This window comes from Pseudoalteromonas sp. bablab_jr011, from assembly GCF_016464045.1.
Lineage (GTDB): Bacteria > Pseudomonadota > Gammaproteobacteria > Enterobacterales > Alteromonadaceae > Pseudoalteromonas > Pseudoalteromonas lipolytica.
Window position 1 is genome coordinate 13,001 of the sequence record NZ_JACDWU010000166.1, and the last position, 17,196, is coordinate 30,196.

Sequence of the window (17,196 nt, forward strand, 5' to 3'; positions counted from 1 at the left end):
TCCAGACTTCTTGCAAATTGATAAAAAATTGTCGCTAAGGATAACCCAAAATACAGGCTAATCACAGCGGCAAATAAGGGCTTTTCCGAAATTATCACTTTCAGGGCAGGTTAACCTATACTCAACTATAGTAAGTATTGATTTTTCATCACTTTTGAAGGAGTAAACGATGGCAGATTATAAAACATGGCTCAGCGATTTAAGTGCATGGCTTAAAGATGTAAAAGACCACGAGTTGAAGGAGGCAATGGAGAAGTTTGTTGAATCTGAGCAGGCACTTAAAGATCTAGGGAAAGAAAAACTTGAGCTGTATCGCGACTACCTTAAACGCGATATTGATCACATCAAAGAAAACGATAAACATTATGACTCCTTAGCGTGGCTTGAACTAAAAGAGTCGCTTTGGTACGAGTTATCGCACATCGAAGACAAAACCCAGTTAGAATGGCAGGCCCTAAATCAAGATTTTAAGCACAATGGTGTCTATCATCAGGGAGAATGGATAGCCATGGGCACATTAGTATGTAAAAATTGCCAACATAGTTACGATGTTTACCATGCTACTCAAATTACCCCTTGTACTGAATGCGGTGGTATTTACTTTAGCCGTAAGGCATTACAACCTTAATCTGTAACGCAAGCAAAAGCTGGGCGTTACCCATAATGCCCAGCTAATCCTGGGAAATAAGAAGTTAGAATGACAAAAAAACTAATCCCATTGCCAGTCTCTACCTTAGCGCCAGAAATTGCCGCCAGTCATGTTGCTACATGCATGAATAATCCATACCCAGAGGCTTTAACGTTTATTGGCCAACAACGTGCTCAAAGTGCGCTCGATTTTTCATTAGGTATGGAGCTACCTGGTTACAATGTTTATGTTATGGGTGAGGCTGCACTGGGTCGTTTTACCTTAGTGAAAGACAAGCTAACAGCCCATTCAAAAGGCCGCCCAACGCCTAATGAGTGGCTGTATGTCAATAATTACGACGACCACCGCGAGCCTATCGCGCTGTTTATGCAAGCTGGGCAAAGCAAGCAGCTTGCAGATGATATTGATTCATTTATTGATGAAGTGCTTGATACATTCCCAGCAGCATTCGATAACCCAGGTTATCAGCGTAAGAAGAAATCAATAGACCGTGAATTCACCGATACTTACGATGCAGCTATAACCGCAGTAGAAATTGCCGCGCTTGAGCAAAGTGTAGCGCTTATCGAAGAAAATGGCGTGGTGGGGTTTGCGCCTTTGGTTAATGGTAAGCAATTAAGCGACAGTGAGTTTGCGGCACTCGAAGAGCCATTGCGTATTGAATTTTATGACGTGATTGAAAAACTCGAAGATGCGTTAATCGAAGCGCTGATTGAGTTACCGCGTTGGAAACGTGAATCATCTGAAAAACTGCGTAATCTTAAAAAATCAACGGCTGAGTTAGCGACCAAGCCACTTATTAAAGCGCTCGAGCACAAATATGCAACGCATATTGGTGTGCTGCGTTATTTAAAAGACATACGTGAAGAAATCATTGATGCGGTGCTGGAGTGGCTCGACGATGATGACAACGACGAAAACAAAGAAGACTTTGACCGCAAGGGCATGCTAACCGACTTTTTCGCACCCAATATTTTAGTCGAATTTAAAGAAGGGGATGCAGCGCCTGTTGTTTACGAGCCTAACCCAACGTTTGGCAATATTTTTGGCAAAATTGAATACGCGACATCGCAGGGCTCGCTCATAACCAGTTATCGCTCAATTCAGCCGGGTGCACTGCACCGTGCTAATGGCGGCTACTTGATTATGGACGCTGAAAAAGTAATGGCGAATCCACAAGTGTGGGATGGCCTAAAACTGTCTTTAAAAACGCATCAAATTAAGAACGACTTACCGTATCAAGACAGTTCAGTGGGGAGCAGTTTTACTTTACGTCCGCAGCTTATTCCGCTGGATGTAAAAATTGTGCTGCTGGGTTCACGTGATTTGTATTACACCATTGGTGAGTACGATGAAGAGTTTGCTGAGCTGTTTCGTGTGCTTGCTGACTTTGATTATTACTTACCAAGCAGCGATAAGCTGCAGTACCAGTTTATTACCAAAGTGACTGAATACTGTGAGAAAACCTTAAATTGCACTGCAAACGAAGCGGCAATGGCACGTTTACTCAAGTTTAGTTATCGCCAAGCTGAGCATCAAAATAAGCTGTCTGCACGTTTTGCAGAAGTTCTTGAGTTGGTGGCCGAAGCCAGTTTTTATGCCAAGCAAGATGGACATACACTGATTGATGCGCACCACATTGATGAAGCCATTCTTGGTAAACAGTACCGTACTGGGCAAATTTCAGAAACCATGCTTAGCGATATTAAAGAGGGGCAGATCCTCATTGCTACCGAAGGTCAGGCTGTGGGTAAAGTAAACGGCTTAACGGTGCTGCATATCGGTGATACATCGTTTGGTACGCCTGCACGTATTACTGCCACGGTTTATGCCGGTGCCGATGGGGTCATTGACGTTGAGCGTGAGGCTGAGTTGGGTAAAGCAATTCACTCAAAAGGGGTGATGCTTCTAACCGGCTACTTAGGTAACAAATATGCGCAGCAATTTAGTTTAACGCTCAGTGCTAATATCGCGATTGAACAGAGTTACGGTTATATCGACGGTGATAGTGCGTCACTGGCCGAGCTCTGTGCGCTTATCTCGGCAATAACCAACTTACCTATTAGCCAGTCAATTGCGCTTACAGGCTCAATTAACCAACATGGTGACGTGCAATCTATTGGTGGTGTTAACGAGAAAATCGAAGGCTTCTTTAAACTCTGTAAAATGCGTGGCTTAACGGGCGAGCAAGGCGTGATCATTCCAAAGTCAAACCAAGTGAACCTGGTGCTTGATGATGAAGTGCTCGACGCCGTTGAAAAAGGCCGCTTTAATATTTATGCCGTTGAAACAGTAGATCAGGCGTTAAGTCTATTAATGGACAAAGACGCGGGTGAAATGACGGAGCAGGGCTATCAAGACGGCTCTATTAATGCCTTAGCATTAGCCCGACTTGCAAACATTGCCGATATTGTTAATGGCGATAATGATGATGAAAAGGAAGCGGAATGATTAACTTAATTCTTTTATTGGTCATAGGTGTATTTTGTTTTTTGATTTTTAAAAATAGCAAAAAAGCGAAATTACAAGCACTCGAAAATGAAACGTTGGCCGCTGATTTTTTAGCGACAAATGGTAAAGCTGATGATGTCCATGAAACAACTTCTGGGCTGCAATACAAAATTGAGCACAGCGCGGGTAATGAAGCTAAGCCACATGCTAGCAGTAAGGTGAAGGTGCATTACCATGGTACGCTCATGGATGGCAGTGTATTTGACAGTTCAGTCGTACGCAATTCGCCAATTAGCTTTGGTTTAAACCAAGTGATTGCCGGCTGGACTGAAGGCTTACAGTTAATGAGCGAAGGCGATAAGTTCACCTTTTATATCCCGCCACAGCTTGCCTATGGGCGTAAACGTGTTGGCAGCATTCCGCCAGGCTCGTTACTAATATTTGAGGTTGAACTTCTTAAGATTGAATCGTAAGCGCCAGCCAAACGACAAAAAAGAAAGGGCTTCATAAATGGAGCCCTTTTTTGGTTTAATTCCGCGGGATTAATGAGGCTATACCCATTAGGTATAGCCTCAAAATAGTACTCTAATTAAACGCAGTCGTATTCTTTACGCGTTTGCTTTGGTTTTTCTTACTAACCCTATGACAGTTAGTAATAAAACAGCCAGCCATACCGGCCAATTACCTAAACGACTGTATAGCGTGTCACCTTGAATTAGGGTGATATTCGCTTCAAGCACATCGGCTTTAAACTGTGGCATGCTCAATTGCGATTTTGCGATAGGGTCGTACACAGCGCTAATACCGGTATTCGTTACGCGAATAAGCGGGCGCTGAAGCTCAAGGGCGCGCATACGGGCTATTTGCATATGCTGATGCGGGCCATGAGAATCTCCAAACCAGGCATCATTACTAACAGTAAACAAAATATCAGAATCACTTCTGTAGTTTCCACGCACTAAATCGGCAAAGGCAATTTCGTAGCAAATAGCAGGCAAAATATTTAAACCATTGGCGCGCAAGTTATCTTGTACTTCATCACCACGGGTGAACGATGACATTGGTAAGTCAAATAGAGGGGCGATAGGGCGCAGTAAATCTTGAAATGGCACAAACTCACCAATGGGTAACAATTGATGCTTTTGATAGCGGTTATGCCCTAAATACTGATAGTGACCTTCATTGTCACTGGGCTCTTTTTTACCAAGTACAATGAGGGTATTAAAAATATTGCGGGTGTCGTACTGGTAATCAACAATGCCAGTGATAAGTGCGGTGTTATTAAATGTTGCGGCACTGTCAAGGCCAGATAAATATTGCGTCGCAAGGGCTTCTAGCTCAGGCACGGCGGCTTCAGGCCAAACGATTAAATCAGCATTCCAATGCAGGCGTGTCATGTCTTGGTATTTGCTCATGGTATTCCAAAACTCAGACGGCTCAAACCGTAAATGTTGCTTGATGTTACCCTGTACGAGCACGGTTTTAATCGTTTTATCTTGGTATTTAACTGGGCTGTTACCTGCAATAAAATATAAGCCAATGAGCACGGCGACAGAGACTATCAAAGGTTTAATGTCTTTACTTATTAAGCGATATAGCGCAAAGGCGATTAATACACATATAAGCGTGATACCAAACTCACCAATCACAGGGGCTAAAAAGTTTAGTGGGCTGTCTGTTTGTGTATAGCCAAAACTAAGCCATGGAAACCCGGTCAGTAGCGTGCCACGCAGATACTCAGTGACCGCAATACTTGCCAATAATAAGCACACAAAACTATAGGGCCCTGAAGCCAGTCGAGTACTAAGCCAAGCAGCTAAAGCTGGATAAAGTGCAAGGTAGGCGCATAAAACAACCATTAAACCAAGAGAGGCAATTAATGGCATTCCACCAAAGGTGGCTATTGAAACATGCACCCAGCTGATACCGGCACCAAACCACCCTAAACCAAAGATGAAGCCATATTTTGCGCTGCGCTTTGCTGCGTCTTTACCGTTTGCAAGAGGGTTGATGCAATAAAGCAGTGCACTAAGAGAAAGAAAGGCAATGTGCCACAGATTAAAGGGGGCGTAACTTAAGGTTAAAAAGAGGCCCGCAATAAGTGCGAGCCAGGCTTTTTTATCTTTTGCAAGAACGCAGAGGTTAGTTAGCAGTTTCTTCACTGTCGTTATCATCAGCCTTAGGAATGGTGACTTGCAATTGTAAGATGCGACGATTGTCAGAATTGGTGACTTTAAATTGTAAGCCTTCAATGTCTATCGTCTCACCACGGCTTGGCATATGACCAAACGCATGTAAAACCGTACCACCAATTGTATCGGCGTCAGAGGTGCTGTAACCCGTTTTAAAATATTCGTTAAAGTCATCAACAGGTGTTAGAGCTTGAACTGCGTAAACATGTTTCGCAACTTGTCGAATATCTTGTTGTTCCTCTTCTTCATCGTGTTCGTCTTCTATTTCACCCACAATGATTTCGAGAATATCTTCGATGGTTACTAATCCTGACACACCCCCGTATTCATCAATAACGATGGCCATGTGATAACGTTGTTGACGAAACTCATTTAACAGCGTATCAACTCGTTTGCTTTCAGGAACCACCATAGCAGGACGTAAATAGTCACGTAGTGATGGCAATAGTTCATCTTTATTTAGAATTAAAGGCAATAAATCCTTTGCGAGTAATATACCTTCGATGTGATCTTTATCTTCACAAACCACGGGGAAACGAGAATGTGTAGAGTCAACCATCATCGGGAGTAGCTCTTCTAATGGGGCGTCAATTTCAAGCGTCACCATTTGAGAACGTGGTATCATGATGTCTCGAACTTTTAGTTCTGACACACCTAATACCCCTTCAATCATTTCTTTTGTTTCAGGGTCGATAAGGTCGCGTTCTTGCGCATCGGCAATTACTTCTACCAGCTCTTCTCTATTCTGGGGTTCCCCTTGTAACATCTGGGCTATGCGGCCCAGCCACGTTTTACCAGAAGAACCCTGGCTAGTTTGCGAGTTGTCGTCGCTCATTGCGTCTAATTGCTCCGTAAATTTAAATATCGTCTCGATATGGGTCAGCAATGTTCAGATCGGCAAGTAATTGCTTCTCTATGCTTTCCATTTCGAGTGCATCTTCGTCCTTTATATGGTCAAATCCAAGTAAATGCAAGCATCCATGGATCACCATATGGGCAAAATGGTCGTGAAAGGTTTTTTCTTGCTCAATTGACTCAGCTAAAACGATAGCTGGACATATGATTAAATCACCCACTAAAGGTAACTCAATACCAGGGGGGGCTTCAAATGGAAACGATAAGACATTAGTCGGTTTATCTTTACCACGGTAGTCATTATTGAGTTGTTGGCTTTGTGCCTCATCACTGATCACAATTGTCAGTTCAGCATCTTCACGGTAGTGACTGAGGACTTTATCAGCCCACAGTTGAAATTGTTCAAAGCTTGGTAAGTTGTCAAACTCACACGCTATTTGTAAATCTAATTCGGTCACGAGTTTGCTTCTTGTTGGTTTGCTTGCGCTTCTTTTGCGCGTTGTTTTTCAGCCCGTTTTAAACGTTCAGCTTCATCGTTGCGCTCATAGGCTTCAACAATACGCGCCACAACAGGGTGGCGTACCACATCATGTGATTGGAAAAAGTTAAAGCTAATTTCATCGACACCGTTAAGTACCTCAATCGCATGGCGAAGGCCCGAGCGCGCACCACGCGGTAAATCTACTTGGGTGATATCGCCTGTAATAACGGCCTTAGAATTAAAACCAATACGGGTTAAGAACATTTTCATTTGCTCTGCGGTGGTATTTTGGCTTTCATCAAGGATGATAAATGCGTCATTCAATGTACGTCCACGCATGTACGCTAACGGTGCTACTTCGATAATATTTTTTTCGATCAGTTTTTCAACGCGCTCGAAGCCGAGCATTTCAAATAATGCATCATAAAGAGGGCGTAAATAAGGGTCGATTTTTTGGCTCAAGTCGCCAGGTAAGAAACCCAGTTTTTCACCTGCTTCAACGGCAGGGCGAGTAAGCAGAATACGGCGAATTTCTTGACGCTCCAGTGCATCAACAGCAGCAGCAACGGCAAGGTAGGTTTTACCTGTGCCTGCAGGGCCAATACCAAAGGTAATATCGTGATGCAGAATATTAGCCACATACACGCCTTGGTTATCGTTACGCGGTTTAATAACGCCACGGCGAGTTTTTATCACCATGTCTTTACCATAAACGCCCGGGTTGTCGTCTTGATCAAGGGCGTTTGATTCGCTAATCGCTAAGTGCACAGCGTCGGGTTCAATTTCGCCAATTTCACCACGAACTGGTTGAGTATCAACATAAAGGTTTTTTAAGATTTCAACACTGGCTGCTGCACAGTGAAGTTTACCAGTGACTCTAAAAAAATTATCGCGATGGGCAATTTCAACACCTAGTCGGCGTTCAATTTGTTTGATGTTTTCGTCAAACGGACCACATAAAGATGAAAGGCGTTTGTTGTCGGCGGGTTCTAAATAAATCTCTAAAGTTTTTAATTGATTACTCAAAATTGCTTCCTATTGATGGGTGCTGGCAAGGGCCAGCACCAAAATTCACCCTAAGGGACGAAAGTTGCAACGCCAATTTCGTTAGGGGCTTGTGCAGCGTCTGCTTCGGCTGCTTTACTAAGAATAGACGATGGCGCAATATCACGGCGCAGATTCATTTCTGATTCTGTACGAATTAATTCACCGCGTAAAGAGTTTGGCAACGCTTCAGTAATACGTACATCAACGAATTGACCGATCACTGAATGTGGGCCTTCAAAGTTAACCACACGGTTGTTTTCAGTACGGCCACGTAACTCCATAGGGTTCTTCTTAGAAGGACCTTCAACTAAGATTCGCTGTTCAGTGCCAAACATTTGGCGGCTGATTTGCTGTGCCATTTGCGTAATACGGTTTTGTAAAAGGTATAAACGCTCTTTTTTTTCTTGCTCTGATACGTCGTCCGGTAAATCAGCTGCTGGTGTACCAGGGCGTGCACTGTAGATAAAGCTGAAGCTCATATCAAAACCAATATCATTGATAAGGTTCATTGTTGCTTCAAAGTCTGCTTTGCTTTCGCCAGGGAAACCAATGATAAAATCAGAAGACATACTTAAGTTAGGGCGAATTTTACGTAATTTACGAATCGTTGATTTGTACTCTAGAGCTGTATGACCACGTTTCATTAAATTAAGAATACGGTCAGAGCCACTTTGCACTGGTAAATGTAAGTGGTCGACAAGCTCTGGTACATCGGCATATGCATCGATGATGTCAGGAGTAAACTCTACTGGGTGCGAAGTGGTGTAACGAATGCGGTCAATACCATCAATTGCGGCAACATAACGCAGTAGGTCAGAGAAGTAACAAATTTCGCCATCATGCGTTTCACCGCGGTAAGCGTTTACGTTTTGACCTAGTAAGTTTACTTCACGCACGCCTTGCTCTGCGAGCTGGGCGACTTCGAGTAGTACGTCATCAAGTGGACGGCTTACTTCTTCACCGCGCGTGTATGGCACAACACAGAAAGTACAGTATTTAGAACAGCCTTCCATAATCGATACGAACGCACTTGGGCCTTCTGCTTTTGGCTCAGGTAAACGGTCGAACTTTTCGATTTCAGGGAATGATACGTCAACAACAGATGTGCTGTCGCCACTTTGCACTTGCTTAATCATCTCTGGTAAACGGTGTAACGTTTGCGGGCCAAAAATTACATCGACAAACGGCGCACGTTGACGAATTGAGTCACCTTCTTGTGACGCTACACAGCCACCTACACCAATGATAAGGTCAGGTTTATCGTCTTTTAATAGCTTCCAACGGCCTAGCTGGTGGAATACTTTTTCTTGCGCCTTTTCACGAATTGAACAGGTGTTGAGTAAGATCACATCTGCATCTTCAGCTTCATCAGTTAACTGATAGCCGTTAGTCGCATCCAGTAGATCCGCCATTTTCTGAGAGTCGTACTCGTTCATCTGACAACCCCAGGTTTTAATATGCAGCTTTTTACTCATTGAAATATAGCCTCGTTTTCAATTCGGTAGTGACACAAAAATGTGTTAGAAACAGGATTAAGCGGCTTTAATGCCGACTTAAAGGACGCGTATTTTAGCTGGATACCCGCACAGATCCAAGTATAGTTTTTATCTTTGTGGTGTGAAATCAAACAAGTCACTGTTTTAAAATTCTTAACGCGTAAATGCACTGACACAGTTTAGTGAATTACGTTACAATTTATGCCGTATTCAAATAGCCAAATGAGCGACTATTAAATGAAGAAAAATAAGGTAATTGTTGTTGGTGGTGGCATGGTAGGTGCTGCCACAGCTGTTAAACTGGCACAGCAGGGCAGGGACGTCACTATTATTGAAAAGCACCTTATCGATGCTGATGACATTCTCAGTTCAGATAAGGTGGATATTCGCATTTCGGCTATTAATCGTTTTTCAGAAGACTTACTTGATGAGCTGGGGGCAATGCCGTTATTGCGCCAAAATCGTATCGCTCCATACCAACAGCTTGAGGCGTATCAGCAACAAGGCGAAAACTTATTGTTTGATTGCCATGATATTGGTGAAACACATCTGGGTCATTTAATCGAAAATAGCCTAATTCAAGCGAGTCTTTGGCAGCAATTTTCTCAATATGGCATCGAGGTCATTGAGCAGACAACACCGGTTACAGAGATAAGCCAAGAGAGTGATTCAATCACGCTTCATTACGATGACACCCAATATACGGCTGATTTAGTGGTTGCTGCAGATGGCGGACAATCACAATTACGTAGCAAAGCTGGCTTAGGTGTAACAGGGTGGCAATATGGTCAACACTGTATGGGTGTGTTAATTAAACTGGATGCGCCGCAACAAGTTAAAACGTGGCAACAATTTACACCAACGGGCCCAGTGGCGTTTTTGCCTATGCAAGCCCCGTATGCAAATTTAATTTGTTACCACAACGCGTCGGTTTTAAACCGTTGGAATAAACTCCCCACAGAACAACTAAAAGCCCAACTCATTGCGCATTTTCCTGAGTTGCCGGGTGAATTTGAGTTACTTGAGCATGCTGTTTTTCCATTGGCTCGTCAGCACGCAAATGATTATTCGCAAGGGCGTTTAGTCCTAGTGGGCGACTCAGCACACACTATTAATCCCTTGGCAGGCCAAGGGGTTAATTTAGGTTTTCAAGATGTGGTTGCACTGGCTGAGGTTCTTGCTGGCCACGATGATGTTGGTCAGCATGCGGTATTAAAGCAGTATGAGAAGAAACGTCGTCGCGCTAATTTACTTATGATGAGTATGATGGATGCCTGTTACTTCGGATTCTCAAATGAACTACAACCACTCAGTTGGGCACGTAGTAAGTTTTTAAAATTAGCGAACAATATTGGCCCGGCTAAGAACTGGGTATTAAAATATGCCATTAGTGGGACACTCAGTTAAACAAAATAATACACATAAACGATAAAGAAACGGGTTAATGAAAATTAGCCTGTTTTTTTTGCGCTGAATAAAAATGAATTAAATTTTGGAGAAATTAGAAATTAGAAATTAGAAATTAGAAATTAGAAATTAGAAATTAGAAATTAGAAATTAGAAATTAGAAATTAGAAATTAGAAAGGAAGTTGGCTGGGATACCAGGATTTGAACCTGGGAATGGCAGGATCAAAACCTGCTGCCTTACCGCTTGGCGATATCCCAACGCTAAACTTGAAGAGTTTTAGTTCTACTTAAGAACATGGTGCGGAAGGAGAGACTTGAACTCTCACAACCGAAGTTACTGGAACCTAAATCCAGCGCGTCTACCAATTCCGCCACTCCCGCATCATTAAGTTGCATTTTTATACTCTATACAGAGTTTTTCTTATTCACTCTCTTGGTAGAGAAAGTGGCTGGGATACCAGGATTTGAACCTGGGAATGGCAGGATCAAAACCTGCTGCCTTACCGCTTGGCGATATCCCAACAAAGAAAAAGTTGATAGTTTTGGTTCTTATCTAGAACATGGTGCGGAAGGAGAGACTTGAACTCTCACAACCGAAGTTACTGGAACCTAAATCCAGCGCGTCTACCAATTCCGCCACTCCCGCATTTTGTGTTTAAAAACACTGGTAGTTATTTTTAACTCTTCATTGAGTGCAGTTTAAACTCCTGCAGAGCCATTCTAAAAGAAGAATGGTGGCTAAGACGGGATTTGAACCTGTGACCCCATCATTATGAGTGATGTGCTCTAACCAACTGAGCTACTTAGCCATTGTGGCTGGGATACCAGGATTTGAACCTGGGAATGGCAGGATCAAAACCTGCTGCCTTACCGCTTGGCGATATCCCAACAAAAATTTGATAATTTTAGTTCTTATCAGAACATGGTGCGGAAGGAGAGACTTGAACTCTCACAACCGAAGTTACTGGAACCTAAATCCAGCGCGTCTACCAATTCCGCCACTCCCGCATTTTGTGTTTAAAAAACACTGGTAGTTATTTTTAACTCTTCATTGAGTAACAAAAAGAATGGTGGCTAAGACGGGATTTGAACCTGTGACCCCATCATTATGAGTGATGTGCTCTAACCAACTGAGCTACTTAGCCATCTTTTTTGTTAGCACTTCATCGCTGAGTGCGGGGCGTATTATGCTGATATGACCTAAATCCGTCAACACCTTTTTTGCAAAAAAACGTTTAACAGGGTTTGTTTGCATTAAAATTAAGCTAAGCGGCTAAATTTTATTTAAATTGCTGTTTTTTTGACAGACAAAGACACCACTAAAAGTATATTACGTATTGTTGCTAATAAAAGCCCACTTTTAATCTGTTTGATTTTCATACAAAAATTAAGTGTGTAAATTTAAAAACTATTTTGTTGAGAGTTTTTATAACAGATAAACGTATTTACAGTGATAGGAGTAGAATACTATACACAGAGCAAATAGATAAAATGGCTCTGTTTACAGCGCTAAAAATAACCTGCGCGTCGTGGTGTCAATTCAGAAAACAAAAAAGGCTCGTGATAACGAGCCTTTTAAAGAGAGTGTGCTACACAACTTATACGTTAAATAAGAAGTTCATAACATCACCGTCTTTCACGATGTACTCTTTACCTTCTTGACGCATTTTACCTGCTTCTTTCGCACCGCTTTCACCTTTGAACTCAATATAATCATCAAAAGCGATAGTTTGTGCACGGATAAAGCCACGTTCGAAATCAGTATGAATTTTACCTGCCGCTTGTGGTGCTGTTGCGCCGACAGGAATTGTCCATGCACGTACTTCTTTTACGCCTGCTGTGAAGTAGGTTTGTAATTTAAGTAATTCGTACCCACCACGGATCACTAAGTTAAGGCCCGGCTCTTCAAGACCTAAGTCAGCCATAAACTCAAGCTTGTCTTCTTCTTCAAGCTCAGATAGCTCTGATTCGATAGCCGCACAGACAGGAATAACAACCGCATCTTCTGCAGCTGCGATTTCACGCACTTTGTCTAGGTATGGATTATTTTCAAAACCATCTTCTGCTACGTTTGCGATGTACATTGTTGGTTTAATTGTTAAGAAGTTTAAAGGCTTAATAGCTGCTTTTTCTTCTTTTGTTAGTTCTAAAGAACGTAACGTTAAACCTTCATCAAGGTGTGCTTTTACTTTTTCGAGAACAGCGTTTTGTTCTTTTGCATCTTTATCGCCACCTTTCGCTTTTTTCGCATTACGGAAACTTGCTTTATCAGCGCTGTCCATATCAGCCAGTACTAATTCGGTGTTAATGACATCAATATCGTCAGCAGGGTCGATAGTGCCGGCAACGTGAACGATGTTTTCGTCTTCAAAACAGCGCACTACATGACCGATTGCATCAGTTTCACGAATATTCGCAAGGAACTGGTTACCTAAACCTTCACCTTTTGAAGCGCCTTTTACAAGGCCTGCAATATCAACGAATTCCATCGTTGTTGGTAAAATGCGTTGCGGATTTACGATTTCGGCTAATGCATTTAAGCGTGCATCAGGCACCGGTACCACACCTGTGTTCGGCTCAATGGTACAGAAAGGGAAGTTAGCGGCTTCAATTCCCGCTTTAGTTAGTGCATTAAATAATGTTGATTTACCAACGTTTGGCAAGCCAACGATGCCACATTTAAAACCCATAGTAAGATACCTTGTGTAATTTCATTAAAACGGATTAAGGTTTAAATGAATGTAGTCTGTTTTGTGCTTTTAACACACCATCTTTTGCAAGAATTTCCATACAACGAACTGCCTCATCAATAGCGGCATCCATTTTTTCTTGATCTTCTTTAGCGGCTTTACCAAGTACCCAGCCTGTCACCATTTCTCGGTGACCCGGATGACCAATACCGATACGAAGGCGCATGAAATCTTTTTGGTTTGCCATTTTCGCAATAATATCTTTTAAACCATTGTGACCACCGTGGCCGCCACCTTTTTTTAGTTTAGCAATGCCGGGATCAAGATCCATTTCGTCATGCGCTACGAGAATGTTCTCAACAGGGATTTTAAAGAAATTAGCGAGACTACTCACCGCCTTACCACTTAAATTCATGTAAGTAGTTGGGATCAGTAATTTAAATTCTTGGCCTTGAATGATCACTTTGCCAGTGAGGCCGTGATATTTAGGATCGTGTTTGAGTGTGCAGTTATAGCGTGCTGCGAGTTCTTCAATGAACCAAGCACCTGCATTATGGCGTGTATTTGCGTATTCGGGGCCTGGATTAGCCAGGCCCACAAGCATTTGAATAGAATTCAAGGTGTGTACACCTTAAAAATTATTCTGCAGCGTCTTCTGAAGCTTCTTCAGCAGGAGCAGCTTTGTTAGCTTTTACAGTAACAATTGACTGATCGTGGTCTGCACCTTTAGCTAGCTCAACAGATGAAACACCTGCAGGTAGTTTAAGGTCTGAAAGGTGGATTGAATCACCTGCAACTAAATCAGCAACGTTAACTTCAACGAACTCAGGAAGTGACTTAGGAAGACACGTGATTTCGATTTCAGTTAATTGGTGAACAACAGTGTTACCTGCTTTAGTTACTTTCTCTTCACCGATGAAGTGTACTGGCACTTTAGTGTGAAGTTTGTGAGAAGCATCTACACGTTGGAAGTCTAAGTGAGTGATCTTAGGCTTGAACGGGTGACGTTGAATATCTTTAAGGATAGCTTCAACTGACTCACCGCCAATGTTTAAAGTAAGGATGTGCGTGTAGAAACCTTCGTCTTCTTGCGCTTTGATCATATCTTTGTGTGCAAGAACGATTGATGCAGCTTCTTTGTCAGCACCGTAAAGGATTGCAGGAACTTTATCTTCACGGCGTAGGCGGCGGCTCGCACCAGTACCTGTTTCTGTACGTAATTCTGCATTGTATGTATAAGTTGACATAATGTCTCCAAAAATTAAAAGTCTTAGGGCCTTTGCGACCAAGGTCCCCAGCCAAAAGGCGCGCTATCATACCACCACTTTGAGGGAAAATAAATAACGACCACAAAAAAAGCACCTAGACGGTGCTTTTTGGCTATCACTGCGTGTTTATTAGTGTTCAAACATCGCTGAGATAGATTCTTCGTTGCTGATACGACGAATTGTTTCAGCAAGCATATCTGCAAGCGTAAGCACTTTGATTTTATCCAGTGCTTTAAGCTCATCAGACAGTGGAATTGAGTCAGTAACAATCACTTCGTCGATGACCGATTCACGGATGTTTTCAGCTGCGTTGCCAGAAAGTACAGGGTGAGTTGCGTATGCAAATACACGCTTAGCACCATGTTCTTTAAGTGCAGCTGCCGCTTTACACAGTGTCCCGCCTGTGTCGATCATGTCATCTACGATGATACAGTCGCGACCTTCAACGTCACCAATAATGTGCATTACTTGTGAAACGTTAGCTTGTGGACGACGCTTGTCGATGATAGCAAGGTCTGTATCGTTTAATAGCTTCGCGATTGCGCGAGCACGAACAACACCACCGATATCGGGTGAAACAACAACAACGTCATCGAAGTCGCGTTCTTTCATGTCTTCTAATAGCACTGGGCTACCGAATACATTATCAACCGGCACATCGAAGAAACCTTGAATTTGTTCAGCGTGTAAATCAACCGTTAGAACACGGTCAACACCTACACTTGATAGGAAATCTGCAACGACTTTAGCTGTGATTGGTACACGAGCAGAACGTACGCGACGATCTTGACGTGAGTAACCAAAGTATGGGATTACTGCAGTAATACGTCCAGCAGACGCACGACGTAGGGCATCAACCATAACGATAAGTTCCATTAGGTTATCGTTAGTAGGGTTACAGGTTGATTGAACGATGAAAACGTCAGAGCCACGAACATTTTCATTAATTTGAACACTGATCTCACCGTCACTAAAACGGCCAACAACAGCATCGCCTAATTCAATATACAAACGTTTTGCAACTTTTTGAGCTAGCTCAGGTGTTGCGTTACCAGCGAAGAGCTTCATGTCAGGCACGGTAGGGTTCCTCAGGCACTGAATTTTGGGACTAACAGGCTTTGGTAGGCACCAAAGCAGGTTAACTTTTACATTTACTTGTACGTTACTTCATTTCAAAGTGAGCATTTAATGCTGTATGAGCAGGAGAAAGTGTAGCACTAGTTGCTACAAAACCTGTCCACTTTTCTGGCAATTGAGCTAAAACTTGTTCTGCCTCGGCCTGAGTTGAAAACTCAGCAAAGCAGCAAGCGCCCGTGCCAGTCATCTTTGACGGAGCGTATTTTAGCAACCACTGGAGGGCTTTTTCAACCTCGGGGCAGAGCTTTTTGACCAAAGGCTCGCAATCATTGCGTAAATTTTCTGTTTGCCAATCAGCTTTTAGCTTGGCTGTGTCGCGTTTTAAATCAGGGTGAGTAAAGATTTCTGCCGTACTCACATGCTCGCCAGGATGCACAACACAGAACCAACCTGGGGTTAATTCAACATTATGTAATTGCTCGCCAATGCCATGCGCAATTGCGGTATGACCATTAATAAACACGGGCACATCAGCGCCAAGTGTGACTCCTAGCTGTGCTAATTCAGCCAATGACAGATTACAGTTCCATAATCTATTGAGTGCCAGTAAGGTGGTTGCCGCATCTGATGAGCCACCACCAACACCGCCGCCCATAGGCAAGCGTTTAACTAAATGAATGTTTACACCTTGCTGGCACTGACAATGTTGTTGCAATAAAAATGCGGCTTTATATATGAGGTTGTCGTGAGTAGGAATGCCTTGTGTGTCACCCGAGACGGTAATTTTACGGTCATCGGTGAGTGAAAACGTTAAATCGTCACCAAAATTTAAAAACGTGAACAGGGTTTCGAGTTCGTGATAGCCATCCTCACGACGACCATTAATATGTAAAAACAGATTTAGTTTTGCGGGTGCTATTAAGGTGAGTGGAGCGTGCGAAGTTTCTGTCATGATTAATTAAACTGCCAATCATTAAGTTGAATTTTAATACGAATTTGCGGGTTTTTAAGGCTCAGCTTTGTTGGAAGCCAATAGCCATCTTGTTTTATATAATGAGAATAGGTGATTTGCCATTGCTGGCCGTTTTCAGCGTGCCATATTAGACTTGTTAAGCGATTGAGTTCGTCAAATTGGGTGTGTTCGTTGTCAGCGGTCCCTTTGAGCCATGTCGCCGCGTTATCGAGCGGAATAGTGAAACCCGTCAGCCGGTAAAGTAATAATGAGGCATCGCGGTCCGTGTAAACATCACCGTCGTATTCAATTTCAGCGCCATATGCATTTTGTTTTAACGACAAAATACGGGTACCGATAAAACTGGTTAAGATCATGTCGCTGTGTAACTCGTCGTGTTGCCAATTGACGTTAGCTGATTGTCGTTGCTCTGAACTAATAAAGGCAATTTTTCCTTGTACTTGCCACTTGGCATGGTGATCAAGGCGGGTTTTCCAATCAGGGTAAACGTAGTCAATCGTTGATGTTTTTTGGGCGCAACCACTGATAAATAAAAAAAACATGAATAAAATCAAATATTGTTTAATCAAATGTCGTTCCTTACTTTCCATATTCCGCTGATTTTTGGTA

At 42.8% G+C, this 17,196-nt stretch carries 15 protein-coding genes and 8 tRNA genes; 4 read left to right on the forward strand and 19 right to left on the reverse strand.

Translation table 11 applies throughout. The features are described from left to right. The first annotated feature begins 169 nt into the window (after positions 1-169). From JIG41_RS08060 to JIG41_RS08070, 3 genes are all read left to right on the forward strand, one after another. Positions 170-628 carry a zinc ribbon-containing protein gene (locus JIG41_RS08060; protein WP_074989684.1) on the forward strand — a complete coding sequence of 153 codons (459 nt, stop codon included), beginning with the start codon at positions 170-172 and terminating at the stop codon, positions 626-628. Between the two features lie 69 nt (positions 629-697). Continuing rightward, positions 698-3,100 carry a Lon protease family protein gene (locus JIG41_RS08065; protein ID WP_199524547.1) on the forward strand — a complete coding sequence of 801 codons (2,403 nt, stop codon included), beginning with the start codon at positions 698-700 and terminating at the stop codon, positions 3,098-3,100. Next, positions 3,097-3,573, forward strand: coding sequence for an FKBP-type peptidyl-prolyl cis-trans isomerase (locus JIG41_RS08070; RefSeq protein ID WP_182395098.1), 477 nt, complete (start codon positions 3,097-3,099; stop codon positions 3,571-3,573). Before JIG41_RS08065 ends, JIG41_RS08070 begins: the two co-directional genes overlap by 4 nt. A gap of 135 nt (positions 3,574-3,708) precedes the next feature. Here the strand turns inward: JIG41_RS08070 and lnt are convergent, their stop codons facing one another. Genes lnt through miaB form a run of 5 tightly spaced genes read right to left on the reverse strand, consistent with a single transcriptional unit; the run spans position 3,709 to position 9,150 of the window. Then, the gene (gene lnt, locus JIG41_RS08075) at positions 3,709-5,262 is read right to left on the reverse strand and encodes an apolipoprotein N-acyltransferase (RefSeq protein ID WP_199524548.1); all 1,554 of its coding nucleotides are present in this window, start codon (positions 5,260-5,262) and stop codon (positions 3,709-3,711) included. Then, positions 5,243-6,127 (reverse strand): CNNM family magnesium/cobalt transport protein CorC, encoded by an 885-nt coding sequence (gene corC, locus JIG41_RS08080; RefSeq protein ID WP_036967376.1) that lies wholly within the window; start codon positions 6,125-6,127, stop codon positions 5,243-5,245. The genes lnt and corC overlap by 20 nt, the downstream gene beginning before the upstream one ends. 22 nt (positions 6,128-6,149) lie before the next feature. Continuing rightward, positions 6,150-6,605: an rRNA maturation RNase YbeY gene (gene ybeY, locus JIG41_RS08085; protein WP_199524549.1), complete on the reverse strand. Its 456-nt coding sequence runs from the start codon at positions 6,603-6,605 to the stop codon at positions 6,150-6,152. Further along, positions 6,602-7,654 carry a PhoH family protein gene (locus tag JIG41_RS08090; RefSeq protein ID WP_074989681.1) on the reverse strand — a complete coding sequence of 351 codons (1,053 nt, stop codon included), beginning with the start codon at positions 7,652-7,654 and terminating at the stop codon, positions 6,602-6,604. Before JIG41_RS08090 ends, ybeY begins: the two co-directional genes overlap by 4 nt. A 50-nt stretch (positions 7,655-7,704) precedes the next feature. Beyond that, positions 7,705-9,150, reverse strand: coding sequence for a tRNA (N6-isopentenyl adenosine(37)-C2)-methylthiotransferase MiaB (miaB, locus tag JIG41_RS08095; protein WP_036967384.1), 1,446 nt, complete (start codon positions 9,148-9,150; stop codon positions 7,705-7,707). A 258-nt stretch (positions 9,151-9,408) separates the two neighbouring features. On the opposite strand from miaB, the gene JIG41_RS08100 reads away from it, so the two are divergent. Beyond that, positions 9,409-10,578, forward strand: coding sequence for an FAD-dependent oxidoreductase (locus JIG41_RS08100; RefSeq protein WP_199524550.1), 1,170 nt, complete (start codon positions 9,409-9,411; stop codon positions 10,576-10,578). A gap of 184 nt (positions 10,579-10,762) precedes the next feature. Here the strand turns inward: JIG41_RS08100 and JIG41_RS08105 are convergent. From JIG41_RS08105 to lolB, 14 genes are all read right to left on the reverse strand, one after another. Further along, positions 10,763-10,837: transfer RNA gene (locus JIG41_RS08105), tRNA-Gln, on the reverse strand. Positions 10,838-10,875: 38 nt separating this feature from the next. After that, positions 10,876-10,960 (reverse strand) — tRNA-Leu (locus JIG41_RS08110). Between the two features lie 65 nt (positions 10,961-11,025). Continuing rightward, positions 11,026-11,100, reverse strand: a tRNA-Gln gene (locus JIG41_RS08115). Positions 11,101-11,140: 40 nt separating this feature from the next. Next, positions 11,141-11,225, reverse strand: a tRNA-Leu gene (locus tag JIG41_RS08120). Positions 11,226-11,311: 86 nt separating this feature from the next. After that, positions 11,312-11,388, reverse strand: a tRNA-Met gene (locus tag JIG41_RS08125). A gap of 4 nt (positions 11,389-11,392) precedes the next feature. Further along, a tRNA-Gln gene (locus JIG41_RS08130) sits at positions 11,393-11,467 on the reverse strand. A 35-nt stretch (positions 11,468-11,502) separates the two neighbouring features. Next, positions 11,503-11,587, reverse strand: a tRNA-Leu gene (locus JIG41_RS08135). 60 nt (positions 11,588-11,647) lie between these two features. Then, positions 11,648-11,724: transfer RNA gene (locus tag JIG41_RS08140), tRNA-Met, on the reverse strand. 453 nt (positions 11,725-12,177) lie between these two features. Next, a complete protein-coding gene (ychF, locus tag JIG41_RS08145) occupies positions 12,178-13,269 on the reverse strand; it encodes a redox-regulated ATPase YchF (RefSeq protein ID WP_036967393.1) in 1,092 nt (363 codons plus the stop codon). A 34-nt stretch (positions 13,270-13,303) separates the two neighbouring features. Further along, positions 13,304-13,888, reverse strand: a complete 585-nt coding sequence (pth, locus tag JIG41_RS08150; RefSeq protein WP_036967395.1) for an aminoacyl-tRNA hydrolase — start codon at positions 13,886-13,888, stop codon at positions 13,304-13,306. A 19-nt stretch (positions 13,889-13,907) separates the two neighbouring features. Then, complete coding sequence (locus tag JIG41_RS08155) at positions 13,908-14,516, reverse strand: 50S ribosomal protein L25/general stress protein Ctc (RefSeq protein WP_036967397.1); 609 nt, start codon at positions 14,514-14,516, stop codon at positions 13,908-13,910. Between the two features lie 150 nt (positions 14,517-14,666). After that, positions 14,667-15,614, reverse strand: a complete 948-nt coding sequence (locus tag JIG41_RS08160; RefSeq protein WP_036967404.1) for a ribose-phosphate pyrophosphokinase — start codon at positions 15,612-15,614, stop codon at positions 14,667-14,669. Positions 15,615-15,699: 85 nt separating this feature from the next. Continuing rightward, complete coding sequence (ispE, locus tag JIG41_RS08165; RefSeq protein WP_199524551.1) at positions 15,700-16,566, reverse strand: 4-(cytidine 5'-diphospho)-2-C-methyl-D-erythritol kinase; 867 nt, start codon at positions 16,564-16,566, stop codon at positions 15,700-15,702. A gap of 2 nt (positions 16,567-16,568) precedes the next feature. Then, complete coding sequence (gene lolB, locus JIG41_RS08170) at positions 16,569-17,156, reverse strand: lipoprotein insertase outer membrane protein LolB (RefSeq protein WP_036967410.1); 588 nt, start codon at positions 17,154-17,156, stop codon at positions 16,569-16,571. Between the last annotated feature and the right edge of the window lie 40 nt (positions 17,157-17,196).